General features: G+C 64.3%; 22 protein-coding genes. 10 read left to right on the top strand and 12 right to left on the bottom strand.

Going from position 1 to position 25,548, the window contains the following annotated elements; genetic code table 11:
* Positions 1–32: 32 nt before the first annotated feature.
* The gene (locus AB8808_RS05755) at positions 33–509 is read right to left on the bottom strand and encodes a hypothetical protein (protein ID WP_369927490.1); all 477 of its coding nucleotides are present in this window, start codon (positions 507–509) and stop codon (positions 33–35) included.
* Positions 510–694: 185 nt separating this feature from the next.
* Between AB8808_RS05755 and AB8808_RS05760 the strand changes: the two genes are divergently transcribed.
* Both AB8808_RS05760 and AB8808_RS05765 read left to right on the top strand, forming a co-directional pair.
* A complete protein-coding gene (locus AB8808_RS05760; RefSeq protein ID WP_369927492.1) occupies positions 695–1,864 on the top strand; it encodes an acyl-CoA dehydrogenase family protein in 1,170 nt (389 codons plus the stop codon).
* Between the two features lie 29 nt (positions 1,865–1,893).
* Positions 1,894–4,161 carry a thiamine pyrophosphate-dependent enzyme gene (locus AB8808_RS05765; RefSeq protein ID WP_369927494.1) on the top strand — a complete coding sequence of 756 codons (2,268 nt, stop codon included), beginning with the start codon at positions 1,894–1,896 and terminating at the stop codon, positions 4,159–4,161.
* A 664-nt stretch (positions 4,162–4,825) separates the two neighbouring features.
* Here AB8808_RS05765 and AB8808_RS05770 read toward each other — a convergent pair.
* From AB8808_RS05770 to amaB, 6 genes are all read right to left on the bottom strand, one after another.
* Positions 4,826–6,547 (bottom strand): sensor domain-containing diguanylate cyclase, encoded by a 1,722-nt coding sequence (locus AB8808_RS05770; RefSeq protein WP_369927496.1) that lies wholly within the window; start codon positions 6,545–6,547, stop codon positions 4,826–4,828.
* 80 nt (positions 6,548–6,627) lie between these two features.
* Entirely contained in the window at positions 6,628–8,799 is a 2,172-nt protein-coding gene (gene ppk1, locus AB8808_RS05775; RefSeq protein ID WP_369927498.1) for a polyphosphate kinase 1, read from the bottom strand.
* A gap of 129 nt (positions 8,800–8,928) precedes the next feature.
* A complete protein-coding gene (murB, locus tag AB8808_RS05780; protein ID WP_369927500.1) occupies positions 8,929–9,969 on the bottom strand; it encodes a UDP-N-acetylmuramate dehydrogenase in 1,041 nt (346 codons plus the stop codon).
* Positions 9,966–10,994, bottom strand: coding sequence for a quinone-dependent dihydroorotate dehydrogenase (locus tag AB8808_RS05785; protein WP_369927502.1), 1,029 nt, complete (start codon positions 10,992–10,994; stop codon positions 9,966–9,968). The genes murB and AB8808_RS05785 overlap by 4 nt, the downstream gene beginning before the upstream one ends.
* On the bottom strand, positions 10,994–11,761 hold the full coding sequence (locus AB8808_RS05790) for a class I SAM-dependent methyltransferase (RefSeq protein WP_369927504.1): 768 nt from the start codon (positions 11,759–11,761) through the stop codon (positions 10,994–10,996). The genes AB8808_RS05785 and AB8808_RS05790 overlap by 1 nt, the downstream gene beginning before the upstream one ends.
* A 15-nt stretch (positions 11,762–11,776) precedes the next feature.
* Positions 11,777–13,312, bottom strand: coding sequence for an L-piperidine-6-carboxylate dehydrogenase (amaB, locus tag AB8808_RS05795; protein WP_369927506.1), 1,536 nt, complete (start codon positions 13,310–13,312; stop codon positions 11,777–11,779).
* A gap of 894 nt (positions 13,313–14,206) precedes the next feature.
* On the opposite strand from amaB, the gene AB8808_RS05800 reads away from it, so the two are divergent.
* From AB8808_RS05800 to AB8808_RS05810, 3 genes are all read left to right on the top strand, one after another.
* Positions 14,207–14,719, top strand: a complete 513-nt coding sequence (locus AB8808_RS05800; RefSeq protein WP_369927508.1) for a hypothetical protein — start codon at positions 14,207–14,209, stop codon at positions 14,717–14,719.
* A gap of 51 nt (positions 14,720–14,770) precedes the next feature.
* Complete coding sequence (locus AB8808_RS05805; protein WP_369927510.1) at positions 14,771–15,214, top strand: HIRAN domain-containing protein; 444 nt, start codon at positions 14,771–14,773, stop codon at positions 15,212–15,214.
* 144 nt (positions 15,215–15,358) lie between these two features.
* Positions 15,359–16,789: a J domain-containing protein gene (locus AB8808_RS05810; RefSeq protein WP_369927512.1), complete on the top strand. Its 1,431-nt coding sequence runs from the start codon at positions 15,359–15,361 to the stop codon at positions 16,787–16,789.
* A 60-nt stretch (positions 16,790–16,849) separates the two neighbouring features.
* Here the strand turns inward: AB8808_RS05810 and AB8808_RS05815 are convergent, their stop codons facing one another.
* Entirely contained in the window at positions 16,850–17,479 is a 630-nt protein-coding gene (locus tag AB8808_RS05815; protein WP_369927514.1) for a DUF4124 domain-containing protein, read from the bottom strand.
* 4 nt (positions 17,480–17,483) lie between these two features.
* Positions 17,484–17,744 carry a hypothetical protein gene (locus AB8808_RS05820; protein WP_506193243.1) on the bottom strand — a complete coding sequence of 87 codons (261 nt, stop codon included), beginning with the start codon at positions 17,742–17,744 and terminating at the stop codon, positions 17,484–17,486.
* A gap of 167 nt (positions 17,745–17,911) precedes the next feature.
* Between AB8808_RS05820 and AB8808_RS05825 the strand changes: the two genes are divergently transcribed.
* A complete protein-coding gene (locus tag AB8808_RS05825) occupies positions 17,912–18,571 on the top strand; it encodes a hypothetical protein (RefSeq protein ID WP_369927518.1) in 660 nt (219 codons plus the stop codon).
* A gap of 29 nt (positions 18,572–18,600) precedes the next feature.
* Here AB8808_RS05825 and AB8808_RS05830 read toward each other — a convergent pair whose 3' ends face one another.
* On the bottom strand, positions 18,601–19,092 hold the full coding sequence (locus AB8808_RS05830) for a hypothetical protein (protein ID WP_369927520.1): 492 nt from the start codon (positions 19,090–19,092) through the stop codon (positions 18,601–18,603).
* A 234-nt stretch (positions 19,093–19,326) separates the two neighbouring features.
* On the bottom strand, positions 19,327–20,205 hold the full coding sequence (locus AB8808_RS05835) for a hypothetical protein (RefSeq protein WP_369927522.1): 879 nt from the start codon (positions 20,203–20,205) through the stop codon (positions 19,327–19,329).
* A 185-nt stretch (positions 20,206–20,390) separates the two neighbouring features.
* Between AB8808_RS05835 and AB8808_RS05840 the strand changes: the two genes are divergently transcribed.
* The gene (locus AB8808_RS05840; protein ID WP_369927524.1) at positions 20,391–20,648 is read left to right on the top strand and encodes a helix-turn-helix domain-containing protein; all 258 of its coding nucleotides are present in this window, start codon (positions 20,391–20,393) and stop codon (positions 20,646–20,648) included.
* 1 nt (position 20,649) lies between these two features.
* On the opposite strand, the gene AB8808_RS05845 is transcribed toward AB8808_RS05840, so the two are convergent.
* Complete coding sequence (locus AB8808_RS05845) at positions 20,650–20,805, bottom strand: hypothetical protein (RefSeq protein ID WP_369927526.1); 156 nt, start codon at positions 20,803–20,805, stop codon at positions 20,650–20,652.
* Between the two features lie 208 nt (positions 20,806–21,013).
* Here AB8808_RS05845 and AB8808_RS05850 point away from each other — a divergent pair, with 208 nt between their 5' ends.
* From AB8808_RS05850 to AB8808_RS05860, 3 genes are all read left to right on the top strand, one after another.
* Positions 21,014–21,517 carry an H-NS histone family protein gene (locus AB8808_RS05850; protein ID WP_369927528.1) on the top strand — a complete coding sequence of 168 codons (504 nt, stop codon included), beginning with the start codon at positions 21,014–21,016 and terminating at the stop codon, positions 21,515–21,517.
* Between the two features lie 1,068 nt (positions 21,518–22,585).
* Positions 22,586–24,172 carry a DUF5906 domain-containing protein gene (locus AB8808_RS05855; RefSeq protein ID WP_369927530.1) on the top strand — a complete coding sequence of 529 codons (1,587 nt, stop codon included), beginning with the start codon at positions 22,586–22,588 and terminating at the stop codon, positions 24,170–24,172.
* 471 nt (positions 24,173–24,643) lie between these two features.
* Complete coding sequence (locus AB8808_RS05860) at positions 24,644–25,525, top strand: hypothetical protein (RefSeq protein ID WP_369927532.1); 882 nt, start codon at positions 24,644–24,646, stop codon at positions 25,523–25,525.
* The last annotated feature ends 23 nt before the right edge of the window (positions 25,526–25,548 follow it).

Consider the following 25,548-nt stretch of genomic DNA (forward strand, 5'->3'; position numbering starts at 1 on the left):
TATGCAGCCGTCCCCCCTGGTTGGAGCGGGCGTCAGTCGTTCGCCGGGCCGAAGCTATCCGGATTGGCGAAGGTCAACCCGTGTTCGCCGCGCACGATGTGCAGCTTGCCGTTGGCGACCCGGCTGTCGGCGTCGATCTGTCCGGCGTATGGCGCGGATCCCTGCAGGCCGCCGGCGTGGCGTGTCCACAGCTGCTTGTTGGCACCCAGCTCGCACGTGGCCCATTGGATCTTGAACGGTGAAAGCAGGGTCAGGCAGCGCCCTTGCTGGTTGATGACCGGACCCTTGGCCGACGGCCCAGGCATACGGGCGTTGGCGGTGTCCTTCAGCTGGGTGGTGAGGTGCAGGGGGCCGTTGCCTTTCTCGGGGATGCCGACGAGGTTGCCATCGCGATCGATGAACCGGAGCAGGCCCTTTTCCCTGGGAATGTCGTTCGACGAGGCGGCAAGACCGGCTCCGGATGCCGTCAGGCCGGCCAGGAGGGCGAAGGGAGCGAGGAAACAGCGCATGGTGCATTCCTTTCATGCGAGGAGGGAGGAGCTATGCTCGCAAGTCGCGCCCCTGGGCCGCTGTCAGCTTTGGTCGCACATCGCGTAGGCATTCGCCGATCGAACATGTTGCGGGACGCCATGACCTCCCCCTGCCCGGAGGTCTACAATCGGCGGTTTCCGGCCGCCCACGTACGAGTATCCGCATGGCTCACCGTCTCGACCCGCTCGATCTTTACGATGTCCGCTCGCTGCTCACCGACGAGGAGCGTGCCGTGCAGGACGCCGTCGGCCGCTTCGTCGACGAGAAGGTGCTGCCGATCATCGGCGATGCCTTCGAACAGGGCCGTTTCCCGGCCGAGCTCGTGTCCGAGATCGCCTCCCTCGGCTTGCTCGGCGCCACGCTGCCCGAGGAGTACGGCTGCGCCGGCATGAACGCCGTCAGCTACGGCCTGATCTGCCAGGAGCTGGAGCGCGGCGATTCGGGCCTGCGCAGCTTCGCCTCCGTGCAGAGTTCGCTGTGCATGTATCCGATTTTCGCGTACGGCTCCGAGGAGCAGAAGCGCGAGTACCTGCCGCGCATGGCGGCGGGTGAGGTCATCGGCTGTTTCGGGCTCACCGAGCCGCACGGCGGTTCCGATCCGGCCAACATGAAAACCGTGGCCCGCCAGGACGGCGGCGACTGGGTGATCAACGGCGCCAAGATGTGGATCACCAACGGCAACCTGGCCCATATCGCCATCGTCTGGGCGCAGACCGACGACGGTATCCAGGGTTTCGTGGTGCCGACCGACACCAAGGGCTTCACCGCCCAGGAAGTCCACAAGAAGATGAGCCTGCGTGCGTCCGTCACGTCGGGCCTGTTCTTCGACGATGTCTGCGTGCCGGACAGCGCCCGCCTGCCGAACGTGAAGGGTCTAAAGGGCCCGCTCGGCTGCCTCAACCAGGCGCGTTTTGGTATCACCTGGGGCCCCATCGGTGCCGCGCAGGCCTGCCTGAAGGAAGTGCTCGACTATTCCTCCCAGCGCATCCTGTTCGGTCGGCCGCTGGCCGCCAATCAGGCCGTTCAGATCCGCCTGGCCGACATGGCCCGTCGTATCACCACCGCGCAGCTGCTGTCGCTGCAACTGGGTCGCCTGAAGGATGCCGGTCGCCTGCAGCCGACCCAGGTATCGCTGGCGAAGTGGAACAACGTGCGCATGGCGCTGGACATCGCGCGTGATTGTCGCGACATCCTCGGTGGCGCGGGTATCACCACCGAGCATTCGGCGATCCGCCATGCGCTGAACCTGGAATCGGTCATCACCTACGAGGGCACCGAGACCGTGCACCAGCTGGTGGTCGGCCGTGAACTCACGGGCATCAACGCGTTCTGAGCTTCCTTTCCAGCGAGTCTTCTGCCTCCATGTCCGTTCCGCACCCGATCGCCGCCCGCCACAAGGGCTTCAACCGCGCCGAAATCGTCGACCAGAATTTCGTCGAGTTCGTGCAGTTCTGGCAGGGCGACGTATCCCGCGCGCCGCACGACGATGAGCCGGTCCTGCCGGGCAGTGCGCTGGACGCGCGCGGTTTTCGCGAGCTGCTGGAATCGCAGCTGATCAGCCGGCACCTGGACCTGATGGCACGCGTGCTGCGCGTGCAGAACAAGGTGTTCTACACCATCGGGTCTTCCGGCCACGAAGGCAATGCCATGGTGGCGCGGCTCACGCGGCACACCGACCCGGCGTTCCTGCACTATCGCAGCGGCGGCTTCATGGCCGAGCGCTTCCGCAAGTTGCCCGGCATGGACCCGGTGATGGATTCGGCGTTGTCCTTCGCCGCCAGCCAGGACGATCCCGCTTCCGGTGGCCGGCACAAGGTGTGGGGCAGCAAGCCGCTGTGGGTGCTGCCGCAGACCTCGACCATCGCTTCCCACCTTCCGAAGGCGCTGGGCACCGCCATTGCGATCGAGCAGGCACGGCGGATCGGCCATGCGCTGCCGATCCCGCAGGATTCCATCGCCATCTGTTCGTTCGGCGATGCCTCATCCAACCACGCCACCGCGCAGACCGCGTTCAACGCCGCGGCGTGGACGGCTTACCAGAAGCTGCCCGCGCCCGTACTGTTCGTGTGCGAAGACAACGGCATCGGCATCTCGGTGAAGACCCCCGGCGGTTGGGTAGCCAACAACTTCCGCCACCGTGCGGATCTGGACTACTTCCACGCGGATGGCCTGGACCTGGCCGGCGGCTATGCCGATGTGCAGCGCGCGGTAGAGCATTGCCGGCGCACGCGCCGGCCCACCTTCCTGCACCTCACCACTACGCGGGTGATGGGCCACGCGGGTACCGACTTCGAGATCGAATGGCGGGCGATCGAGGAACTGGTGGCGCTGGAAGCCACCGATCCGCTGCTGCGCAGCGCGGCCATTGCGCTGGCGTCGGGCCTGTACACCAAGGACGATCTGCTCAACCTCTACAACGCCACCCGCCACCGGTGTTTCGAGGCTGCCGAGGAAGCCGACCGGCGGCCACGCATCACCTCGCTCGCCGAGGTGATGGCACCGCTGGCGCCGTACACGCCCGACGCGGTGCGCGCCGAGGCCGAGCGTAGCGCCCATGCCGCCGAACGCGAACGCGTCTTCGGCGCGGATCGCCTGCCCGAAACGCAGCCACCGAAGCATATGGCCGTCCAGATCGGCCAGGCACTGCACGACCTGATGGCCAAGTATCCGGAAAGCCTGCTGTTCGGCGAGGACGTGGCGCAGAAGGGCGGCGTGTACACGGTTACCAAGGGCCTGCATAAAGCGTTCCGCAATACGCGTGTATTCAACACGCTGCTGGACGAGACGATGATCCTCGGCCTGGCCCAGGGTTACGCCAACATGGGCATGTTGCCACTGCCGGAGATCCAGTACCTGGCGTATTTCCACAACGCCTGCGACCAGATCCGTGGCGAGGCGGCATCGCTGCAGTTCTTCTCCAACGACCAATACCGCAACCCGATGCTGATGCGCGTGGCGTCGCTGGGTTACCAGCGCGGCTTCGGCGGGCACTTCCACAACGACAACTCGATCACCGCGCTGCGTGACATTCCCGGCCTCGTCGTCGGTTGCCCGAGCCGCGGCGACGATGCGGCCACCATGTTGCGCACGCTGGCCGCTCTGGCGAAGGTGGATGGCCGGGTCACGGCGTTCCTCGAGCCGATCGCCCTGTACATGACCAAGGACCTCTACGAAGCCGGCGACGGCCAGTGGCAGTTCGGCTATCCGGCACCGGGCCAGGCGATGCCGCTGGGCGAGGGGCGTGTATACGGCGAGGTCGCGACCGACCTGGTCGTGTTCACCTTCGGCAACGGCGTGCCCATGAGCCTGCGCGCCGCGCGGCGCATCGAGGCCATGCATGGCTGGAAGGTGAGCGTGGTGGACCTGCGTTGGCTGGTGCCGCTCAACGACGGTTTCATCGCGGCCCAGGCGGCCAGGGCGAAACGCATCCTGGTCGTGGACGAGGGGCGCAAGAGCGCAGGCGTGGGCGAGGGTGTGATCACGGCGATCGTAGAGGCCGGGCTGGGACACCTGCCGCTGCGTCGCGTGGTCGGCGCCGATACCTTTACGCCGCTGGCGGGCGCGGCTTTCCTGGTTCTTCCCGGCGACGACGACATTGTCGCTGCGGCGGATGCGTTGGCGGGCGGTTAGAGATCAAGCGCGAGGCTTCGAGGCTGCGGGGCAAGAGCCGACGGGTAGCCCCCTCGGTGCCACGCCTGCGGCGACCCGCTAGGGAAGGGCCGCTTCGCGGCCGTTTACTTATTGCCCTACGGGCCCGGGTCGGGCTTCGAACGGGGATTTTTGATTCGCCATCCATGGCTCAGCAAAAATGGCCGGCCGTCCTGGCCGGCCCCGCTACGCGGCCTTGTCCGTTCGAAGCCCTCGCCTGCGGCTACCGGCACCGAGGGGGCTACCCGCCGGCTCTTCCTCAGACTGAGGTGGCATGGTGGGCGAGCAGCGAGTGGTGGTGGCAAGCAGGGGTCGGGGTACGGCGTCAACGCTTTGTTGGCTGTTCGCGCACATCGTGCGCTCCTACGCCAGGGTAGGCAGGTTGTGGAACGCGTGATCCGCGGGCTGGGTAGGAGCGCACGATGTGCGCGAACCGTAAACACCCCTAAGGCGACCGATGCCGTGCGCGACAGGCAAGCGAGCGTTCCCAGCTACGAAGCGAAACCTGGCTCTTAGCTTTTCCCACACGCAACCTCAGTCTGCGAAAGAGCCGGCGGGTGCCACCCTCGTGGCCGGTAGCCGCAGGCGTGGCCACGAGGGTGGCACCCGCCGGCTCTTGCTCCGAAGCACAACGCGCACCCATCCCTCAACGCGCCAGCTTGGCCTCTCGCCGTACCAGCGTCGGCCCGGCAGGCCCGGAACACACCACGCGGTTGCGGCCCGCCAGCTTCGCCGCGTACATCGCGGCATCCGCACGCTCGATCAGTGACTGCAACGTATCGGCCGGCGTGCGCAGCGCCACGCCGATGGACACGGTGAGCGGCTCGCAGTCCTCACCCAGTTGGGCGTCCAGACGGGTGATCCGGCGGCACAGGCGGGTCGACACCTGCATGGCGTTGTCGCGGTCCACGCCTTGCAGCAGGGCGACGAACTCTTCGCCGCCGAAGCGCCCCAGCAGGTCCGACGGGCGCAATTCTTCGCGCAGCGCGGCCGCGACGGCCACCAGCGCGCGATCGCCGGCGGAGTGGCCGTAGCGGTCGTTGAGCTCCTTGAAATGATCCAGGTCGAGGAAAAGCAGGGCGATGGGGCGCGCCATGCCCTGTTCGAGTCGTTCCAGCGCCGCGGCCGTCCAGGCACGCCGGTTGTGCACACCGGTCAGGGGGTCGCTGTCCGCCAGCTGGCGCGCGCGGTCGCGGTCGTGGCGAATGGTGAGTGCGCGATCGGACAGGCCGATCGACAGGACGATGGCCTCGAACGCGCCGAAGGCGATCGCCGCATCCGGCAGCCAGGGCGCACCGGCCAGCATGCCTTGTTCCTGCGCGCCACACAGCGCGGTCAGCACGAGCAGCGGCGTCCAGCCGACGAGGAAGAACCACGCGTGCCGCGAGCCGCGGGCGGCTGCCATGGCACCGGCCACCAGCAACAGCGAGGCGCCGATCAGCAGCAATGGCTGCAGCAGCAGCGCGGCCGTCTGCACCAGCACGCCCACGCCGGTGGCGCGCAGCACCACCAGCAGCGGCATGCCGACGGCCAGCGCCAGCACCGGCATCCGCAGCAGCGGGGCGTAGTCGTCGATCTTGGCGAAGCGCAGCAGGAACAACGCCGAGAACGACACCGACAACGCCGTGGCCGCGGCGGCCAGCGTGTCGCCCATGCCCGCCAGCGACTCGAACTCCAGCGGGTGGAAGATATAACCCGTCTTCACGCTCTGGATCAGTACGTAGCAGACCAGGTAAGCGGCGTACCAGCCGAATGTCATGTCGCGCAGGATGACCGCGAAACAGCTGGCCATCAGTGCCATGGTCAGGATGACCGCGAAGCACGCCGTGGCGAACGCGACCCAGCCGCTATCCTCGCGGAGATAATCGGGCCACGAACTCGTCGACAGCGTCACCGCCCCCGGCGGCATGGCGGTCGGTTCGAACTTGAGCAGGATGGGTCGCGATGCCGGTATCGAGGCCGGCAGGGTGAACATCAGGCGCCCGTGGCCATGCACGGTGGGGCTGAAATCCTCCAGCGAGGTGGTGGCGACGCGTCCGTGCTCGTCGTACAGCGACACGGCCCCCAGGCCGGGTGTGTTGACGCTGACCACCCGATCGCCGCCGGACCATGGCGGCAACTGGCGCAGGATCACCCAGGTGCCGTCGGCGGCGCTGGGAAACACCTGCATGCGTGCGGGATCGAACGACGCCAGTGGCCGGCTGTACGCTTCCTCCAGCACGTTGGCGGGCACGTCGCCGGGATGGGCGTCGCGCCAGTTGCCGGTGAGCGAGGCAGCGGGCGCGGTGACGGCGACGAACAGCAGGCAGGCGATGGCGGCCCTGAGCAGGCGATGGAGCCACCGTTGCTGTGCGTCCCTCGATTCCATGCCCGTCCTGCGTCCAGCGATTGCCACCGGCGGCGGTATTGTGCCGTCAATCCCGCAGCTTGTCCTGCGCGCCGTTCGGGTCAGGTGAACGCCGGTTTCCTGGTCGGTGCGGCCAGCCCGCCGAAGCGCTCCAGCAACTGCGTCTGCGCGTCCCTTACCGGCTGCCCAGTGGCGGGCTGAAGCAGGGCGTAGCCGCCGTCGGCCTGCTGTATCCAGGCGGAGTGGTTGTCGGTGAGATAGAGCTCGAGTTCCCGCCGCACGCGCTGGCGCAGTTTCTTGCCCTCGATGGGGAAGCAGGTTTCCACGCGGCGGTCGAGGTTGCGCTCCATCAGGTCGGCGCTGGCCAGGAACAGGTCGGGCTCGCCGTCGTTGTGGAACCAGTAGACCCGGCTATGCTCGAGGAACCGGCCCACCACCGAGCGCACGCGGATGTTCTGCGAGACACCCGGAATGCCCGGCCGCAGGCAGCACATGCCGCGCACGATCAACTCTACCTTCACGCCGGCCTGGCTGGCCCGGTACAGGGCGCGGATCAGCTTGGGGTCGGTGACGGCGTTGAGCTTGAAAACCAGCTCCGCCTTCTTGCCCGTGGCGGCGTGCACGGCCTCGCGCGCGATGAGGTCGAGCAGGCCCTTCTTCAGCGTGAACGGCGCATAGAGCATGCGCTTCATCTTCAACGCCTTGCCCATGCCCGTGAGCAGGCGGAACAGGCGGTGGACGTCGTCGCACAGCGCCACGTCCGAGGTGAGCAGGCTGTAGTCGGTATACAGGCGCGCGTTGCCGGAGTGGTAGTTGCCGGTGCCCAGGTGGGCATAGCTGACCAGCTTGCCGTTCTCACGACGCTGCACCAGCATCAGCTTGGCGTGGGTTTTCACGCCGACCACGCCATAGGTGACCACGGCGCCGGCCTGTTGCAGGCGAGAGGCCAGGCTGAGGTTGGATTCCTCGTCGAAGCGCGCGCGCAGCTCGACCACGGCGGTGACTTCCTTGCCCGAGCGCGCGGCTTCCACCAGTGCATCGACGATCTCGGAGTTGGCGCCGCTGCGGTACAGCGTCTGCTTGATGGTGAGGACCTGCGGGTCCTTGGCGGCCTGGCGCAGGAAATCCACCACCGGCGAAAACGACTCGAACGGGTGGTAGAGCAGCACGTCCTGCTTGCCGATCACCGAGAACATGTCCTCGGCATCGGCCAGCACCTTGGGCAGGGCGGGCACGAAGGTGGGAAATTGCAGCGGTGCATACTGCGGTTGCAGGGTCATCTCGAACAGGCGGGCCAGGTTGACCGGACCGTTCACCTCATAGAGCGAATCCGCTTCCAGCGCGAACTGCTTCAGTAGGTAGTCCACCAGCGGCTTGGGACAGTTGTCCGCCACCTCCAGGCGAACCGCGTCACCGTAGCGGCGCGAGAAGAGCTCGCCGCGCAGGGTGCGCGCCAGGTCTTCGACGTCTTCGGGATCGATGGTGAGGTCGGCGTTGCGGGTGAGCCGGAACTGGTAGGACCCCAGCACGCGCATGCCCGGGAACAGGTCGTCCGCATGCGCGTGGATGATCGACGACAGCAGCACGTAGTTGTCGCCGTCCTCGCAGATATCCGCCGGCATGCGGATGAGTCGGGGCAGGATGCGCGGCGCAGGCACGATGGCCAGGCCCGAGTCGCGGCCGAAGGCGTCGGTGCCCTCCAGCTGGACGATGAAGTTGAGGCTCTTGTTGACCAGCCGCGGGAACGGATGCGTCGGATCGAGCCCGATGGGTGTGACCAGCGGCGCCACTTCATGACGGAAATACCGGCGCACCCACAGCTTCTGCTTGTGCGACCACTGGTTGCGTCGGACGATGCGGATGCCCTCCAGCGCAAGCGCCGGGAGGATGTGGTCGTTGAGTATCCGGTACTGGCGATCGATCTGCCGGTGCGCCACCTCGGCGATCTCGGCCAGCACGCGCCGGGGCGGGATACCGTCCGCCCCGATCACTTCGTGGTCGAAGGCAATCTGCTGCTTGAGTCCGGCCACGCGGATCTCGAAGAACTCGTCCATGTTGGACGAAAAGATCAGCAGGAACTTGAGCCGCTCGATCAGCGGCTTGGATTCGTCCAGCGCCTGGTCGAGCACGCGGATGTTGAACTGCAGCTGGGACAGCTCGCGATGGATGTAGAGACTGCTGTCGCCGAGGTCGATCTCCGGGATCTCGGGAACGGGCGTGGGCCTGGCGGCGGTAGGCTTCGGCGCGGCCGGCGTCTCGGTGGGTGGCGTCATCGTGTCCAGGGCGTCGTCCTCGTCGCGAATTACGACGACCCCATGGTACGCCGCCCGGCGAAGCTTATGACTGCGCCCTTACATCCCGGTGACACCGCCATCGGGCCTTCGTACAGGCTGGCGGCGGTATCAGACCACCTGCGGCTCGGGCTCGAGGGTGACGCCGAACATCGCCTCCACGCCGGCGATCACTTTCTGCGCGAATGCCCACAGCTGCGGACCGGTGGCCTTGCCATGGTTGACCAGCACCAGGGCGTGTCGGTTCGACATGCCGGCGTCGCCCTCACGCGCCCCCTTGAACCCGGCGGCTTCGATCAGCCACCCGGCGGACAGCTTGGCCGTGCCGCCGGCGTGCGGCCAGGCGGGCAGCCCGGGATGGGCGAGGGCCATGGCGTCAGCCTGCACGGCACCGACGATGGGGTTCTTGAAGAAACTGCCGGCGTTGCCGATCACCGCGGGGTCCGGCAGCTTGCGCGAGCGCAGGCGGACCACGGCCTCGGCCACGTGGTACGGCGTGGGGCGCTGCACGCCCATCGTGTCCATTTCCTCGGCGATACCAGCGTAGTCCAGCGATAGCGGCCGCTCGCGCGGCAGGCGGAAGGTCACCGCCACGACGATCCAGCGCCCGGCCTGCTGCTTGAAGGTCGAGTGGCGATAGGAGAACGCGCAGGCGGCCTTGTCCAGCACCACGAACTCGCCCTGTTGCGTGTCCCAGGCTTCTACAGTATCGATGAACTCCGCCACTTCCACGCCATAGGCGCCGATGTTCTGGATGGGAGAGGCGCCCACGGTGCCGGGGATGAGGATCAGGTTTTCCAGCCCCGCCAAACCCTGGCCGAGCGACCAGCGGACGAAATCGTCCCAGCGCTCGCCGGCGGCCACGCGGACCAGCACATGGTCGTCGCGCTGGAAGGTCTCGACGCCGCGGTTGGCGATCGCCAGCACCGTGGCGTCGATGTCGCCGCGGATCAGCAGGTTGCTGCCTTCACCCAGCACCAGCACCTTTCCACCCGCGATGGCGGGAAAGGCCAGCACCTCAGGCAGCCGCGTAACGTCGTGCACCTCGGCCAGCAACCGCGCGCGCGCATCCACGCGCAGCGTGTTGCGGCGGCCCATGGCGGCATCGCTGGTGAGCAGGAAGCCGCCCATGTCGACCGGTTCGTTGTTCATGCGGGCAGGCCCCGGCGACGGATTTCGGTCACGGCCTCGGCGACCAGCTTCGGCCCACGGAACACCAGCCCGGAATACACCTGGACCAGCGCGGCGCCCGCGGCGAGTTTTTCCGCCGCACTGTCGCCGTCCACGATACCGCCGACGCCGATGATCGGCAGGCGGTCGCCGACCCGTGCCTTCATGGCGCGCAATACCCCGGTGGCTTTGTCGAACAACGGCCGGCCGGAAAGGCCACCGGCTTCCTGCGCATGCGGCGCACCCGCCACGGTGTCGCGATCCACCGTAGTGTTGGTACAGATCACGCCGTCGATGCCCGAGGCCAGCAGCACATCGGCGATGGCGTCCAGTTCGGTCTCCGACAGGTCAGGTGCGATCTTCAGCAGCATCGGCTTGCGCGCACCATGCCGGGACGCCAGGCGTTCCTGTGCCTCGCGCAGCGTGCCGATGAAACGGCGCAGGGTGTCTTCTTCCTGCAGGTCACGCAGGCCCTGGGTGTTCGGCGAGGAGATGTTCACCGTGACGTAGCTGGCCAGGGGATACGCCCGCTCCAGGCAGAGCAGGTAATCGTCGACAGCCCGTTCGTTGGGCGTGTCCTTGTTCTTGCCGATGTTGATGCCTAGCACCCCGCGGAACGCGGCTTTCTCCACGTTGCGTACCAAGGCGTCGATGCCCCCGTTGTTGAAACCCAGCCGGTTGATCACGGCCTCGTGGCCCGGCAGGCGGAACATGCGCGGCTTGTCGTTGCCCGGCTGCGGGCGCGGCGTGACCGTGCCGATCTCGAGGAAACCGAAACCCAGCGCGGCCATCCCGTCGAGGTGGGCGCCGTTCTTGTCCAGCCCGGCGGCCAGGCCCACGGGGTTGGGGAAGTCGATGCCGAACGCCCTCACCGGCAGATCGGTCGGCGGCGTGGCGATCCAGCGCGACAGGCCGCTGCGTTGCGCCACATCGCAGGCGTACAGGGTGAGGTCGTGCGCGGTTTCCGCGTCCAGGGAGAACAGCAGGGGGCGGATCAGGTCGTACATCAGGTGTCCGGATGACCCGCAAAGATGCGGGTGTCGTAATCGAAAGCGATGGTACCGCCGGACTGCGTGGCATCGAACAGTGTGCGCAGCGCGACCAGCAACGGCTCGTGGTTTGGATGGCCGGCCATCGGCATGTAGGAGGACGACAGCGTACGGCCCAGCAGTTGCGCGTAGTCGAGTCGCTGCGTATGCGGGAACGATGCCATGCCGCGATAACCGTGCCCGAACCAGCGGGCCATGGTGTCGTCGTCGGCGTAACGCTCGGCCACGCTGACATAGTCGATGCCGTACTGGTGCAACAGGCGCTCGTAGCCTTCGAGGAAGGGCGTGCCGACCAGCCGGCGCGTGTTCCAGAAAATGGCGACGAGGCCACGCGGCGTGAGCAGTCGCGCGAACTCACGGCGCACCGCCGCGGGATCGAACCAGTGGAACGCCTGGCCGGCGATCACCAGGTCCACCGAGGCGTCCTGCAAGCCGGTGGCCTCCGCGGTGCCGTCGTGGGCCCAGAAGCCCTCCGCGCCCGCCAGCCACTGCCGTGCCGCGTCGCGCATCGGCGCGTTCGGCTCGACGCCGGTCACGCGGTGGCCGGCATCGAGGAACAGCCTTGACGAGATACCGGTGCCGGCGCCGATATCGGCCACCGTCCAGTCGGCATTCACGCCCAGCCCATGGAGCCAGCCGACCAGCGCTTGCGGGTAATCCGGCCGGTAGCGGACATAGTCCGCCACGCGATCGGAAAAACGTTCCGTGGAGCGAAGGTCGGTCATGGCGTCATCCGCGGGTCAGAACTCGAACTTGATGCCCTGCGCCAGCGGCAGCGAGTCGGAGTAGTTGATGGTGTTGGTCTGGCGGCGCATGTAGACCTTCCAGGCATCCGAACCGGACTCGCGGCCACCGCCCGTTTCCTTCTCGCCACCGAAGGCGCCGCCGATTTCCGCGCCCGAGGTGCCGATATTCACGTTGGCGATGCCGCAGTCCGAGCCGGCGGCCGACAGATAATGCTCGGCGGCCTTCAGGTCTTGCGTGAAGAGGGCTGACGACAGGCCCTGCGGTACGGCGTTCTGCTGCGCGATGGCATCGTCCAGCGTGTCGAACGGCATCACGTAGAGGATCGGTGCGAAGGTCTCGGTCTGGACCACCTCGTCGGTGTTGCTCAGGCCGGTGATGATGGTCGGCAGGACGAAGTTGCCCTTGCGGTCGGTGAGGGCCTTGCCGCCGGTGCGCACGGTGCCGCCGGCCGCCTGGGCACGGGCCACCGCATCGACGAACGCCTGCACGGCTTCCGGGCTGTTCAGCGGGCCCATCAGCGTGGTGGCCAGTGTGGGATCGCCGATCTTCTGCTCCACCTGGCCGTAGGCCTTGACCAGCGTGTCCACCACCTGGTCGTGGATGGCACGGTGCACGAGGACGCGGCGCGTGCTGGTGCAGCGCTGGCCCGCCGTGCCCACGGCACCGAACACGATTGCCGGGATGGCCAGCTTCAGGTCGGCGGTCTTGTCGAGGATGATGGCGTTGTTGCCGCCCAGCTCCAGCAGGCTGCGGCCCATGCGCCTGGCAACGCGCTCACCGACGGAGCGACCTACCTTGGTCGAGCCGGTGAAGCTGATCAGCGGGATGCGCTTGTCGTCGACGAAGGCCTGGGCCAGGTCGGTGCCGGCATCGTTGAACAGGAAGAAGATGTCCGGGAAGCCCGCCTCGCGCAGCGCCTCGTTGCAGATCTTCATCGTGGCGATGGCGGAGAGTGGCGTTTTCGGCGAGGGCTTCCAGATGCAGATGTCGCCGCAGATGGCGGCAAGGAAGGCATTCCACGCCCACACGGCCACCGGGAAGTTGAATGCGCTGACGATGCCGACCAGACCGATCGGATGCCATTGCTCGTACATGCGGTGCCCCGGGCGCTCCGAGTGCATGGTGTAGCCGTACAGCATGCGGCTCTGGCCGACGGCGAAATCGGCGATGTCGATCATCTCCTGCACTTCGCCATCGCCCTCGGGCTTGATCTTGCCCATTTCCAGGGCGACCAGCGAGCCGAGGGCGTCCTTGTGCCGACGCAGCGCCTCGCCGCACAGGCGGACCGCCTCGCCACGGCGGGGCGCCGGGGTGGTGCGCCATACCGTGAAGGCTTCCTGGGCCCGCTGCACGATAGTCTCGTAATCGGCCGCGCCGGTGGCGTGCACGATGGCGATTGCCTCGCCGGTGGCCGGGTTGACCGGCGTCAGCGTGCCGGCGTCGGTGGCGGACGCCCATTCCCCGCGGCCGAGGTAGGTGCCCGATTCGGTGGCGTCGAGGCCGAGCGCGGCGAGGATCTTCGAGGACATGGTGACTCCCTGGACCTAAAAACCGCGATTCTAGCAAACGTACCCTTCACACCTCGTTGTGCGGCGCGGGACGGACGTCGCGGCCCCGTTACGATAGGCACGGCCGACAAGCACCTCGCACAGACACGGTAGAAGGCAAGCTACATGTCACGATCCCACTGGGGCGGAGGGCGCCATGGCGCGTATCTATGAGGTTCCGTTCCATCCCGACGCCGGATCGGCATGGGAGATTCGCGTCGGGGGTCGGGTGGTCGAGCGCTGTGAATCGCGCTACGAGGCACTCCGTTCAGCGGTGAGCATGGCTTCCCACGACGGCGGAGAGACGCGAATCGATGTGGAGGGCGCGGACGGTGTATGGCGGCCCTTCGGCAGTGACGTCAAAAGGCCGATGCCTGCTACTCAAGCGTACGCAGTGTCTTCGAGAGCCATGTACTGAGGGCCGACATCATGGTCGCCCATCGCCCCATGTGTGCACCAGGCTGCCCGATGTTTCCCGAAGCATTCGCGAAAGGCCGTCGTACTTGTGTTTGGGGGAAGGTTAGCCGGCGCGGCCATTTCGATCGAGCGCGCCTCGTCGTTCTTGCAGCCCTGGGTTGCGTGTCTGCTGTGCGCGTCGGCGCGTCGGCGTTTGCAGCTTTCGTTCCGGGGCCACCCTCGGTTATTCTGCCGGGCGTTGGCCCCGTAGCTCAGCTGGATAGAGCGTCCCCCTCCTAAAGCCTCAATGTATTTTTTGGATGGGTTGGAAAAACGGGGTTTACGGCGACAAACGCGGGAAAAACAGGGGTTTTTCTTACTCGCTCGGCACTCTCGAAAACACCCGGAAACACCCCGATACACGTCCCTTTTGTCCCAACTTTGTCCCAGCCAAACCGCCCCGGGCGCGAAGGACTGCCGATGTCGCCGCGCACTAAAACGAGGTTGCAGCAGAAATATCCAGACCAGTGGTGGCTCGGCGTCGACGAGGTTGCGAAGGAGTTGGGGAAGGCCACGAAGGGCTGTAAAAATGTCATCCGGGCGCGCATGAAAGACGGCACCTATCCCGGAGCCCAGAAGCATATTGGGCGCTGGAAATTGCCCCTCGAAGAGCTCGCCGAAATCCTTGAGCCCTCGCCGTCGGCGAGGCCTCCGGTCATCCCGCACCATGTCATTACTGGCGTTGCGGGCGGGAAGAAGCAGCAGGCGCAGCTTGGTCCCCTCATTGCCGCTATCCGTTCGGCAGGGTTTTGGTCCCGCGTCGCCGAGGCCTTGGGTTGGGAGCAGGAAGCCCAGCTGCTCGACAAAGCGGCCCGGGACATGCTCCAGGCGCTCGTGGACGAAGCTGCCCGGGCGCAGGCCACGCGATTTGGTTCCGGCTTTGCGCCGGCAACGAAACCGAGCGGCGGCAGGGGTCCTGGCAACACGATTTGAGGCGTTCGGCTAGAGTTGCCACAGGCGGCCCATCCGCCGGGGAGGAGGGGCATGGCAGGCATATTTGAAGCGTTCTTCAAGGGGCTGTTGAAGGGCGCGGCCGGCGGCAAAAAACGGGCGAAGAGCCCGACGGCCAGGGTCAAAAACGCGATTGGGAAGGCGACGAAACCGGCGCCAAAGGCAAAGCCTAAAGCCCGCGCAAAAGGTCACGGCGAATACGCCCAGGAAGTCGTGGGGGAGTCGAATTACCAGCCGGCTTTACGGGCCATCAAAGCCAGTGGCGAAAAGCCCTTCCATCGTGCCCGCCTGGTCCCCGAGGACACGAATCCGTACGACGACCAGGCCGTGCGCGTCGACGTTGCAGGGCACACGATTGGATACCTGCCCAGGGCCGATGCACGCCGGTGGCGGCAGCACCGCACACCGACGACGTGTGATTGCTACCTTGCGGACGCAGGCGGCGGAAAAGACATCGGGGTGTGGTTGAGGTTCTGAGCCACCGGAGGCTTTCCCGACAGAAAACTGAGAGGCCGTAAAGGCGCATCGTCAAGCTGTGCGCATTGGCCGTGGCGCACGTACAATCCCGTCAGGAAGACAGGGGAATTTCATGGATATCTTGCTGGCCAGGCGTCGCGTCGGATGAGCGCGGCCGACCCTTCGGGCTACTACCGCATTCTTGACTTGCCGACCGGCGCAACAGGGACGGAGATAAAGGCAGCCTTCCGCCGGAAGGCGCAGGAATACCATCCGGACAAATGCAAGCGTGCGGATGCGCACGCGCTCTTCCAGCTGGTCAATGAGGCGTACCGCATCCTCAGTGACCCGGAAGCCCGGGCACGTTACGACACGGCCAATGTCGAGGCCGGGCCCTCAAACAAGGGGAGTCAGCGTGCGGCCGTACCGGAACCCATCCGGTGCAGTGTGTGCGGCAAAGTCACCGCACAGCCCAGATACGTCATTTTTTACCGGGTTTTCAGCATCATCCTGGTGACCCGGCGCGACCCCGTCCAAGGCGTCTATTGCAGCCCGTGCGCGGAAAAGGTGTGCTTCAAGGCCACGGCGTTCACCTGGGCACTGGCTTGGTGGGGATTCCCCTGGGGTCCTATCTACGGCCTGTCGGCGGTGTTCAACAACCTCGCAGGCGGGAAGCGGCCGGAAGACATCAACGCCCGTTTGCTGTCGCATCAGGCCTGGTACTTTGCCGCGACCGGGAAGCCGGACATCGCCCGCGCCGTTGCGCAGGACGCTTTGGGCATGGCGCTCAAGATTCATCCCGACATTGAGGGTGAGGGTGCTCGCCTGAGGGCCAGGCTCGATGCATTCATTGCTTCCTTTCCAGCGGCCCAGTCGTCCCCGAAACTCAAGAATGTCTGGGGGACGTTTCGTCGACCGTTTTTTGTGCAGCTTGCAGCCTTCCCGGTCGTCGCTATTGCCGTGGCCCTGCTCGTGGTCGGGCTCGATGACGGCAGGTCCTCCCGAAGCTCAGCAGCGAGCGCATGGACGCCGTCGTACAAACATCAGCCCTACACGTCGGACCCTCCGCCGGAGGCAGTGCCGCAGACGCTCACCAGCGTGGGTGACGGGACTAGTCTCCCGCGTCCGGCGTATTCCGAAGCAGGGCGGCCACCGGGTGCGGCGCCTCACAAGCTTGCCTACGTCCGGCCTGGGCTCACCCCGTTTGGAAGAGCGTGGCCGGTTGCCGCTGGTTACTTGCAGGGTGCGCCCAAGCGGAAGACGGATGGGTATTCTCAAATCACCATCGACAACGCGCAGAACATTTCGGATGTCTATGTAAAAGTCGTGGCGGTCGGCGATGGCGCGAAAGCTTTTCCTGTCCGCCAGGTGTTCATTCCGGCTTACGGCAAGTTTGTCGTCACGAAGGTTCACGCAGGGTCATACGACGTCCGCTTCCAGAACCTTGAAACCGGAGCCAAGTCCGGGTCTGGAACGTTTGAACTGACGCAGCAGGCCGTTGAAGGCGGCATTCAATACAGCAGCTACGAGCTCACGCTGTACACCGTCAGGGGAGGCACCATGGAACTGCGCCCGTTGGCGGATGACGAGTTTTAACGACATGAGGAACGCAGGCCGTGCAGCGGCGTCATTGGCCCTTCCGGCCCGAGCCACGACTCAGTTGCAGACCAGAACCCCGCCGGTTGTCTGGCAATAGCGCCCCGTTTGAGGGTCAAACTTCGGAACCGCCTGCTCAATCTGCGCATTGTTGGCTCGGACTTGGGCCGCGTTCGCTTCTTGCCTTGCGGCGCTGGCGTTAGCCTGCGCTGCGCGTGTCTGACGCTTTGCGTGCTTCGCTTCATCCTGCGCCGTTGCAGCCTGGTCGGCGAGCTCAGCATTCTGGTTACGGAGGCGCGCGTTCTCAGCTGCCGCATTTTGCTGTTGTGCTACCGCCGTCGCCACCAACTGGGCTTGCTGCTCAGTTGCGCGTCGCTGCCGCACCTGTTGCAGAACATTGACATGTTCATTGAACAACGCATCCATCCCATTCCGCTGGGCGTACCGTCGCGCGTCGTCTACCCGGCCCGAAACAAGCATGTCGTCCATGGCATCGGCTTTCTGACGAAGGGCCGAATCGGCCATTTCCTCCGACGACGCCTGGTGGATGACCTGCGTCGGTTGGTTTTTACAGGGCTGGTCTGAGTAAGCCACAGCGCCGCCGCTGCCCTTGCACTTGTAGATGGACTGCGCCGGGGCCACGCCTACAGCACAGCAGGCTAAAGTCAGGAAACCTAGAAGCTTTCGCATGTTTTCAACCCTTCGCCGACGGATTGCGGGCGGCCTTGGCTGCCTTCCGTGCGACCTCTTTGTTCTCCCGCTCCCGGCGCTTGCCGTCGTCAATCAGCTTCTTGATGGTGCGGTCGAGCTCCGCCTGCTCCTGTGCCAACTTGGCACCCTGACGGGCCTGGAGCTCGCGCTGCCGGGCAGCACCGGCAGGGTCGAACCTGCCGTTGAGGTAGTTCCCCTGGTTCTCTTCCGGGAAGTCTTCGAAATAATCAGACCACTCGCCCATCATCGCTCTCCCTGATTCGTCGGCGGGGTCGTCCGCCCAAGGGGAGCGTCCCTCAAGCCTTGCGGGATATCAAGAGCGAGCGGGGTGACAACAATTGCAGGCTGCCATTACCCTCGGAAAAGACCAGGCGGCACACGCCTGCCGTCACCCATACAAGGAAGGCCCCCATGCTGCGCAACCTCATTACCGGTCTCAAATTCGGCCGCATTTCATCCCTCTGGATGAGCGCCACGGGCCTGGTTCCCGACGATGGCGGGGCGATTGGACGGCGCGCGGCGGTTGCTGTTTCGCAGCAGGGCATGCCCGCAAACGATGCTTGGTTGCTGGCTCTCCTCGAATGGATAAGCGAGCAGCCGGCCGGCGAGCAGGTCATCGCAGCAAACGGCGTGCGCCAGTTCCTGGAAGCCCAGGAGGGACGGATTGAGCTCCATCCATCGACGCGCCAGGCAATGCACGAGGTCGCCCGTCAAGCTGTGGTGTCTCCATCCAGCAACCCCCGGCCGGGTCCGCTCGATGTGATGTCCATTCCCAATCTTGCCGGGCGTGTCGCGTCGGCCATTGATGTCGTCCTCAACAGCGGCCGTTCCTACACCCTGACGCGCGGCTGCATGCGGCTCCCCGAGGAAGGGGCGGTTTCGTTCTGGCCGGAGCCCCAAAGCCCGCACGGGAGCATTGTTGCGTCCGTGAAACTTGCCGATATTGCGGCCGTCGGATTGCTCAGTGGACCCCTCGCGCAAGACGAGCATTGGAGGAGCATGACAGTCGACTCCGTCGCCATCGAAGTGGTGCGACGGTTTCATAACCAGGTGCAGATGCTGAGCCGATGAGCGACCAGCAGCCTCCCGGTCCCAACGGTTCAGATGACTTGCTCAGCGCTACGAAAGCATGCCACTGCGAGCAGCACCAGAAGGACAGCGGCGGCTAATGCCATCGACAATACGCACCAGAAAAGGACCCCGCCGTTGCCTGATTTGAGGCTGGTGAACTTGGTGTTGTCCTTGTCCATTGCATGACGCACCGAGGCCAGACCCAGGACAGGGTCTCCATCGGCCGTGCCCCCTGTCTCCAGGCATCCGGCTACCTTCAGCGCCGTGTGCGCGTGGCGGTCGAGGCGGCAGTAAATCGCGAACAGCACCATGATGAGGGCAGCGCCGGAAACAGGCACTAGCCACCTCCATGGAGCGACCCCGACGTTGTGCAGCACTGTGCACACCCCAGCGAAGGCCAGCGGGATGGCGCCGATGGCCGTTGCGGACAAGGTGTCGTAATGCCGAAAAGTCATCATGGCCTCGCGATGGACATCTGCATTGCTCATCGCATTGGGCGGCGTAAGCGGGTCCGTCGTCATACCGTCATCCTGTGGTTGGGCGCAGGACTGTAATTCAGGAAGGGGCTCGCGTCACGGCCGCAGCAAGAAGAGCACCCCGATGCAGGCACAAAGCCCGCCAAGGCCGAGGCACACTGTGGTCCGCAGGGGTGCCATGGCAACCGGCACCGGCGCCCACCTGGCAGCGGCCAAAAACCCGCTGCCGGCGAGCATCAGAATCCATCCCATCGTCGTCATCCTTGGTGTCCTTGGTTGTCAGCCGAAGGCGCGAGACAGATGGCCGTCCTGCGGTGATGCATGGAGTGTCGGGGCGTCACCCGAGGCCACAAACCGGCGTCCGTCGGCTTCAGTCACAGCATAGTCAATTGAAGGCCCGAACCCGAAGCTGACCTCCTCGCTGACCGGCGCGCGGGTCGCCTGGCGCTGCTCACGGCACTGGTGTAGCAATCCCGCACAGCGGGCATCCCAGGACTTCTTTGCCGCAGCTTCATCCGGCGCGAGAGCGGCAGCATGGGCAGCAAACCATCGCTTGAACGCCCACGCGTCGTCTTCCGGCATGTCGACATCGAGCACAACCCGCGAAGAGCCCTTGGCGTGCGGGGTGTTGGTCCAGGTCTCTTGAAAGAAATGCGGGAGCAGGAGCTCTGTCATCACCATCCGAATGCGGCCGTTGTAGACCTCCGGTCGCTCCATCGTCAGCACCAGGCGGCCGGCAAGGGCGTGTTCGGGCAGACGGGAGGAGGGCGCGGCAATCAAAACCGTCCGCTTGTCGGGCTCAATCGAAACTTCCAGGCCGGAAAGCTTCAGCGACGTCGGGGCCGGGCTGCTCTTTCGGGCAAGTGCTTTGCCCAAGGCATTGGCGCCGTAGCTCACGACCACCGCCAGCACGACGAGGACGGCGAGGCCTTTCACGATGAAGGGGCCTTCCTGTCCGGCGTAGCCGGCATAAGCCGAGGTAGACGGGCCGGCGTACAGCATCGCAAAGAAGCCGCCGAAGAAGCAGGCCACCGAGGCCACGCCCGCGACATACACAAAGGCATCTGACAGGAAAGGCGACTGGATGCGGCGCGGCAGGAGGCGGCCGGCTAGGGCCAGGGGCAGGATGAGGCCCCACAGAAAATAGGAAAGAAACATGACGGTCGTCCTCGTTGCATGAGCGGAAAGGGCGGGGCACAGGCACCGGCGGCCACAGCAAGCACTACAAAAACAGACCGTTGGAATCCCCAAAGCCAGGATAGTCGTTTTACAGGTAAAACAGCTGAATTTCAGCTAACCATTTTACGGGTATAGCTTGCTTGCCGGGTCCTCAGAAACGGCATATGAAACACACGTCCATCCACAGCGCAGAGCACAAAACCCTGGTGAAACTCCTGCGGGAAATGCGCGTCGTACGGGAGTTGACCCAAGAGCAGCTTGCTGAGGCCATGGGTAGGCCGCAGACCTACGTTTCTGCCGTTGAGAAAGGGCGTCGCGGCCTGGACATGCTCCAGGTGCGGGAATTTTGCAAAGCCATGAATGCGTCATTTCTGGACCTTGCCCGGGAGCTCGAAGAGCGCTTGGAGCAGTCGCGGCACTGACTCAGCCAAACAGGGCGAGGCCGACCCCTGGAATGGCGAGCGCGAGACCGCCAACAGTTGCGCCCAGCCAGCCGACCGGTCCCGCAGCCGCAGCCTGGCCCCGCACGCCGACAAAAATGGCGGCGATGATGAGAATGACACCCAGCAAATTAAGCATTTTCTTCCCCTTTTGACGCCCGGAATGGGCGTTGTGACGGATACGCTGCGCCAGGACAGTCGCACGGACTGAGAAGCCAAGCGCGCTCTCTCATCTGGTTTATCCGAAAACGGAAGTCTGTAAAGAGGCTTCCCAGAAAAAGGATTGCCAACCCTTTTTTTCGGCCCTACCATCCAGACATCAATTCGACACCGCGAACGGGAAGGGCATGGCTTTCGAAGAATCCATCAAAGCGCTCAGGGAGCTCGACGAAGCTCGGGAGCAAGCCATCAAAGCCATCCGCAGCAGCGCGCGGGAGCAAATCCGGGACATCGAGCGGAAGAGCGGGTTGAGCCTTGAAGAGCTCTTCCCGGAAAGGATGGGTGGCGGTGCGCGTCCGGCTGCTGCCGTCACTGGTGGCCGTGTCGGGAAAGAAAAGAAAATCAAAGCGCCGATTTACCAGCACCCGCAGACAGGCGCACAGTGGTCAGGGCAGGGGCATTCACCAGCCTGGTACGGGTCTGAGCGTGACCGGGGCGGCGTTGCCGCTGTCGAAGCGATGCTGATTCCCGGGCAGCAGCACTCCCTCGGTGTATCGCGGTGGCTTGAAGAGGCGAGGGCGAAGGAAGCCGGGAAGACCCGCAAGGCCCTCGGCAAGGCGTTGCCGGCGGCGGCGAAGAAGGCTCCAGCCAAACAGCCGGGCCGCACCGCGAAGGGCACGAAAGTCCTTTAACTGCCTGCCCCACGTTGCCGGCACCACGAACGAGCCCTGGGAGACCGGGGCTTTTTTGTGGCTGTGGGAAAAGCGGGAGCGCGGGGCAGAAAGCCGCAGAGCGGAAGGGCCCAGGAGCCAGAAGACTGAAAGCCAAGGCCTTAGAAGCCTGGAGCATAGAGGGGAGGAAGAGGGGAGGCGCAACGCGCCTGGGATGGGGGGATTGTTAAGTCATCGGGCCGAAAACGGGAAAAAATGCCCAGTTTTCTGACAACGGGTTATGGCCGGAGGCGGTCCGCCTCCTACCGAACGATGCTTTTAGGCTTCTAGCTTTGAGGCTTTTCGGCTCCTGCACGGGCTGTTGCACCGGCCCTGCACGACCTACCCCCAATAAAAAACGAACATAACCTGTTGAATAAAAAGAGCTAAAAAAGCTGCACGACCTGCACGGGTAAAAGCCAAGTTATTCCTTTATATCGTGGTGCTTATAGATTCCAGTTCTATTTCCTGAATAAGTTGAAAAGAGGTTGTGCAGGTTGTGCAGGGTCCAGAAAACGGCATAAGAATGCGGCTTGCAGCCTGCACGGGCTGTTCCATTTGCCCGTGCAATGTCCGTGCAGCCCCGTGCAGAAGGGCTTTGGCGACGGCAGTCATCGACGATAGAAGGAAAGTATCGGAGGGGCCTTGACAAAAAGCAAATCGTCGTCAAGCTGGTGTTTGTCCCCACCAAAAAGAGGCCCTTCCATGACTCCCCAATCCCTGCCCCCCAACGCTCTTTCCGAGTATCAGACGGAGCCGGCGCGCGCCGCACGTAGGAAAACGGAAGTGACCTGGGTCCGGCTCACTGCCGCCGAAAAACGCCGGCTCGCCCATCGCGCCATGGAATCGGGCATGTCCATTTCCGCTTGCGCCCGCTCCATCCTCTCCGCAAACCTCTAAAACGCTCCGGCGGCCCTTCGTGGGCTGCATCCATCGACACACACTTTCAAGAGGCCGTTTCGTAACCGGTAGGCCCCGGGGTCCCTCCAGACACATAAAAAAACGCCCTACTGCAAATAGGGCGTCTGGAGACAACTGGGAGCTTCAAAAATGTTTACCTCCAACCACGTTAGCTCAGAGCGTCCGCCTGTCAATGCCCCCCAGCCTGTTGCCGTTCCCGTCGACTTGGTCGGCGACGACGATGTCGGTCTTTCATCGGCGCAAGTGAAGCTGGTTGCCCAGCTGCTCGGCAAAGCGTCCGAGCTCAACAAGCGGCAGAAGAAAAAAGAAGGCTCGGAGAAGTCCGAAAGCGGTCCCACCTTGGACCTCACCTTCGCGCAGCTCGTGTGCGACCCCGCCGGACCCTTCGGTCAGTTTTGTGTCGAGAACGCCGACCAGGAAGGGGGCGTCCTGGTTCGCCGGTGGAACGGCGATTTTTGGGACGCCATCACCGATTCCGAGTTGGTCACAATCGCTGCGCAGTGGCTGCAAATCCAGCACCCTGAAAAAGCCACAGACCAAAAAGCCATTGGCTGCATGAAATTTGCGCAGACCCTTTTGCGTGCACACCGGCCGCTGCCGGTAACAAAAGTTGGACGTGGCGAAGACGTGGTGCTGTCACTGCCGGGCAAATACCTGCGTGTGGCGCCGTCCGGGGAAATGCGCTGCACGGCACCGGACCCTGCCGATGGTCTCACTTTCGGGTTGACGGTGGACCTCCCGGGGGCACGTATCGGTGAGGTCTACCTTCCCGGGACGCTGCCCGAAGACTCGCGCTTCGCCCGGATGATGAGGAATGCGCTGCCGGCCGACATTCTCACAGTCGTTCAACAGCAGTGTGCGGGTGCGCTTGTACCGGAGAGCCTGTCAGTCGCGGCCTGGTGGACGGGCAAGGCTGGCAGTGGCAAATCGACGCTGCTTGAATGCTTGTGTGCTGTTGTCTCGAAGCCGGTCACGTGGTCCCTCGACCAGTTGGCAAAACCTTTCGGCCTGGACTCGATTAGCCGCTGTTCCAGCATCGTGGGAATTCACGAAGTGGAAGGGGGAAAAATCTCCGACGAGGGAATGCTCAAAAGTCTGATTAGCGGAAACGGCGTTTGCGTCGACAGAAAAAACAAAACATCCATCACGGACCACAAAAACCGGGCGATGTTTTTCATTTGCAGCAACCCCGAGCCCTTCATCAAGGATAAAACTGCCGGCGTGACCCGCAGGCTTCAAGTCATTCCCTGGGAGAACACACTTTCCGGTCCACGCATCCTCAATTTCCACGAAGTCCTGCTCAAGGAAGAAGGAAACGTCTTCCTAGACTGGCTGCTGTGCGGGCTCATCTGCATCATGCAGCGAGGCAGGAAGCTGATGGAAGAGGACGAGTGGCCGGCGTCGCTCCGTGCGTTGAAATCGACAATCAAGACAAATACGGACAGCGTGGCGGCCTGGGTCGAAGACGCCAAGGTCAAGATGACAACCACGGCCGGGCGCATGAAGGACGAAGCTTACGACGCGTACGAGCGCTTTTGCCTCGACACTCATCGTGAACCCCTCCAGCGCTCCCAGTTCTGGCCGCAGATGCGCGCCGGAAAATTCTGGGACGGGAACGACACGCAGCAGAAGCCGGCCGCTTGGGCGGGTGCCCTGACAATCGTCGGCGGCAAAGCCGCCCGTCCCCGGTTCGTGGCGCTGGACTGGACCGACTGACCCCAAGGACACCCCGTGAAAAGCCGAGCCACAGGCGCCGACAGGGCGCCTTTTTTGTGGGCGCGGTTTGGGCGTGTCAGAAAACCATGCTGTTTTGCTGACAAAAGACCTCTTTTGCCCTTTTTTACAGATAAAAGAGCGTTTGGGGCAGGACAAAAAGCCGCAGAGCCGTGGAGCGAGGAGCAAGGGAGGAAGGAGACGTTGATGCGCAAAGCGCCTGGAAAGCGGGTAACGGCCGACCGTGGCCGGAGGCAAAACTCCCGCCTTACCCCCGCCGAGCTCCTGGTTTTTCGGCTCTTTGTGGTCGCCGCCGGAGTTGCAACAAGGTCCTTTTCTGATACGCAAAATAAATCTGCAAAAAGGGTCTTTACCCCCTTGTGCAAACTCGAATCTTATGTACTGTAAATCTACAGTAGTTGAAAGAGAGCACCAAAAGGGCTCTCCCCCCATCCCCTTAGTAGGAGCTACACCATGACTTCAAATGACCAGACCGTCGAAATTGACAGCGTCTCCCTCGGCCGCTCAGGCCGCTTCACAGGCGAGGGCTACATCGCTCTCGAAGTGCAGCGCTTCGCCGGCAACCGGCCCACCGTTGACCGCGTCGTTGGAGTGTCACCGCAAGGCTCGCCCCGCCTCCAGCGCGTTTCCCCGGACTCGACTTCCCGCAGCGGTGGCGGGAATGGCTACGATAAATTCCACGGCTTGCCGGACGGCCTTTACAAACTTTCAGACGTCCTCTCAACCGGCTCGCGGACTTACATCACATATGTGTGGCTCGACGATGCATCGGTCGATGAGTACCACCCGACAGACATCGGGGAAGTCCTCACCGAGCTTTTTCCGGGCGACGTTGCAGCCGCCAAAGCGCATACCGACGCGCACACTCAGCGGCTTGTTGAAGCCCAAAAAATCCTGAGCGAAATCGTTGAAGAGCGCCAGGCCATGGCTGGGCCGGTCGTCGACGGGGATATGACCGCAAACCCGGAATTCCCGGCTCTTCCGACAGCCGAAGAAGTTGCGACGCACGTGCAGCGCGAAGCGTTCGAGCGCATTGAGTACATCATGCATGCCGCCGCTCCCCGCTGCTTTATTGTGAATGTGCCGGTGTTTGCCAAGGCAGCCACCCCGGTACAGGCCTTTGCACAAGCCCGGGCGACCTTGCAGACCCGTCTTGCCGAAACCGAAGCCGCCAAATCCTTGGCCGGCGCGCAGGGTTGGCCTGCGCTCACGGGCACGCCAAAGCAAATCCAGTGGGCCGAGGCCATTCGCGCCAAGTTTGCTGCTCGCAAGCCGCAAGACCGGGCGTTGAAGACAGCGACGACAGCAAAGTACTGGATCGACAACCACCGCTGAAAACACGGCAGGCCGGGTCCCCA

It is taken from the genome of Xanthomonas sp. NCPPB 2632 (assembly GCF_041228075.2).
Lineage (GTDB): Bacteria > Pseudomonadota > Gammaproteobacteria > Xanthomonadales > Rhodanobacteraceae > Luteibacter.

What these genes read in the sequence shown, in the direction of transcription:
- AB8808_RS05840 (WP_369927524.1), top strand. Translation starts at nt 20,391, where the DNA reads ATGAAACACACGTCCATCCACAGCGCAGAGCACAAAACCCTGGTGAAA.
- AB8808_RS05770 (WP_369927496.1), bottom strand. Translation starts at nt 6,547, where the DNA reads ATGGAATCGAGGGACGCACAGCAACGGTGGCTCCATCGCCTGCTCAGG.
- AB8808_RS05860 (WP_369927532.1), top strand. Translation starts at nt 24,644, where the DNA reads ATGACTTCAAATGACCAGACCGTCGAAATTGACAGCGTCTCCCTCGGC.
- AB8808_RS05765 (WP_369927494.1), top strand. Translation starts at nt 1,894, where the DNA reads ATGTCCGTTCCGCACCCGATCGCCGCCCGCCACAAGGGCTTCAACCGC.
- AB8808_RS05825 (WP_369927518.1), top strand. Translation starts at nt 17,912, where the DNA reads ATGCTGCGCAACCTCATTACCGGTCTCAAATTCGGCCGCATTTCATCC.
- murB (WP_369927500.1), bottom strand. Translation starts at nt 9,969, where the DNA reads ATGAACAACGAACCGGTCGACATGGGCGGCTTCCTGCTCACCAGCGAT.
- AB8808_RS05805 (WP_369927510.1), top strand. Translation starts at nt 14,771, where the DNA reads ATGGCAGGCATATTTGAAGCGTTCTTCAAGGGGCTGTTGAAGGGCGCG.
- AB8808_RS05845 (WP_369927526.1), bottom strand. Translation starts at nt 20,805, where the DNA reads ATGCTTAATTTGCTGGGTGTCATTCTCATCATCGCCGCCATTTTTGTC.
- AB8808_RS05810 (WP_369927512.1), top strand. Translation starts at nt 15,359, where the DNA reads ATGAGCGCGGCCGACCCTTCGGGCTACTACCGCATTCTTGACTTGCCG.
- AB8808_RS05790 (WP_369927504.1), bottom strand. Translation starts at nt 11,761, where the DNA reads ATGACCGACCTTCGCTCCACGGAACGTTTTTCCGATCGCGTGGCGGAC.
- amaB (WP_369927506.1), bottom strand. Translation starts at nt 13,312, where the DNA reads ATGTCCTCGAAGATCCTCGCCGCGCTCGGCCTCGACGCCACCGAATCG.
- AB8808_RS05835 (WP_369927522.1), bottom strand. Translation starts at nt 20,205, where the DNA reads ATGTTTCTTTCCTATTTTCTGTGGGGCCTCATCCTGCCCCTGGCCCTA.
- AB8808_RS05855 (WP_369927530.1), top strand. Translation starts at nt 22,586, where the DNA reads ATGTTTACCTCCAACCACGTTAGCTCAGAGCGTCCGCCTGTCAATGCC.
- AB8808_RS05800 (WP_369927508.1), top strand. Translation starts at nt 14,207, where the DNA reads ATGTCGCCGCGCACTAAAACGAGGTTGCAGCAGAAATATCCAGACCAG.
- AB8808_RS05785 (WP_369927502.1), bottom strand. Translation starts at nt 10,994, where the DNA reads ATGTACGACCTGATCCGCCCCCTGCTGTTCTCCCTGGACGCGGAAACC.
- AB8808_RS05760 (WP_369927492.1), top strand. Translation starts at nt 695, where the DNA reads ATGGCTCACCGTCTCGACCCGCTCGATCTTTACGATGTCCGCTCGCTG.
- AB8808_RS05830 (WP_369927520.1), bottom strand. Translation starts at nt 19,092, where the DNA reads ATGACGACGGACCCGCTTACGCCGCCCAATGCGATGAGCAATGCAGAT.
- AB8808_RS05820 (WP_506193243.1), bottom strand. Translation starts at nt 17,744, where the DNA reads ATGGGCGAGTGGTCTGATTATTTCGAAGACTTCCCGGAAGAGAACCAG.
- AB8808_RS05850 (WP_369927528.1), top strand. Translation starts at nt 21,014, where the DNA reads ATGGCTTTCGAAGAATCCATCAAAGCGCTCAGGGAGCTCGACGAAGCT.
- AB8808_RS05755 (WP_369927490.1), bottom strand. Translation starts at nt 509, where the DNA reads ATGCGCTGTTTCCTCGCTCCCTTCGCCCTCCTGGCCGGCCTGACGGCA.
- ppk1 (WP_369927498.1), bottom strand. Translation starts at nt 8,799, where the DNA reads ATGACGCCACCCACCGAGACGCCGGCCGCGCCGAAGCCTACCGCCGCC.
- AB8808_RS05815 (WP_369927514.1), bottom strand. Translation starts at nt 17,479, where the DNA reads ATGCGAAAGCTTCTAGGTTTCCTGACTTTAGCCTGCTGTGCTGTAGGC.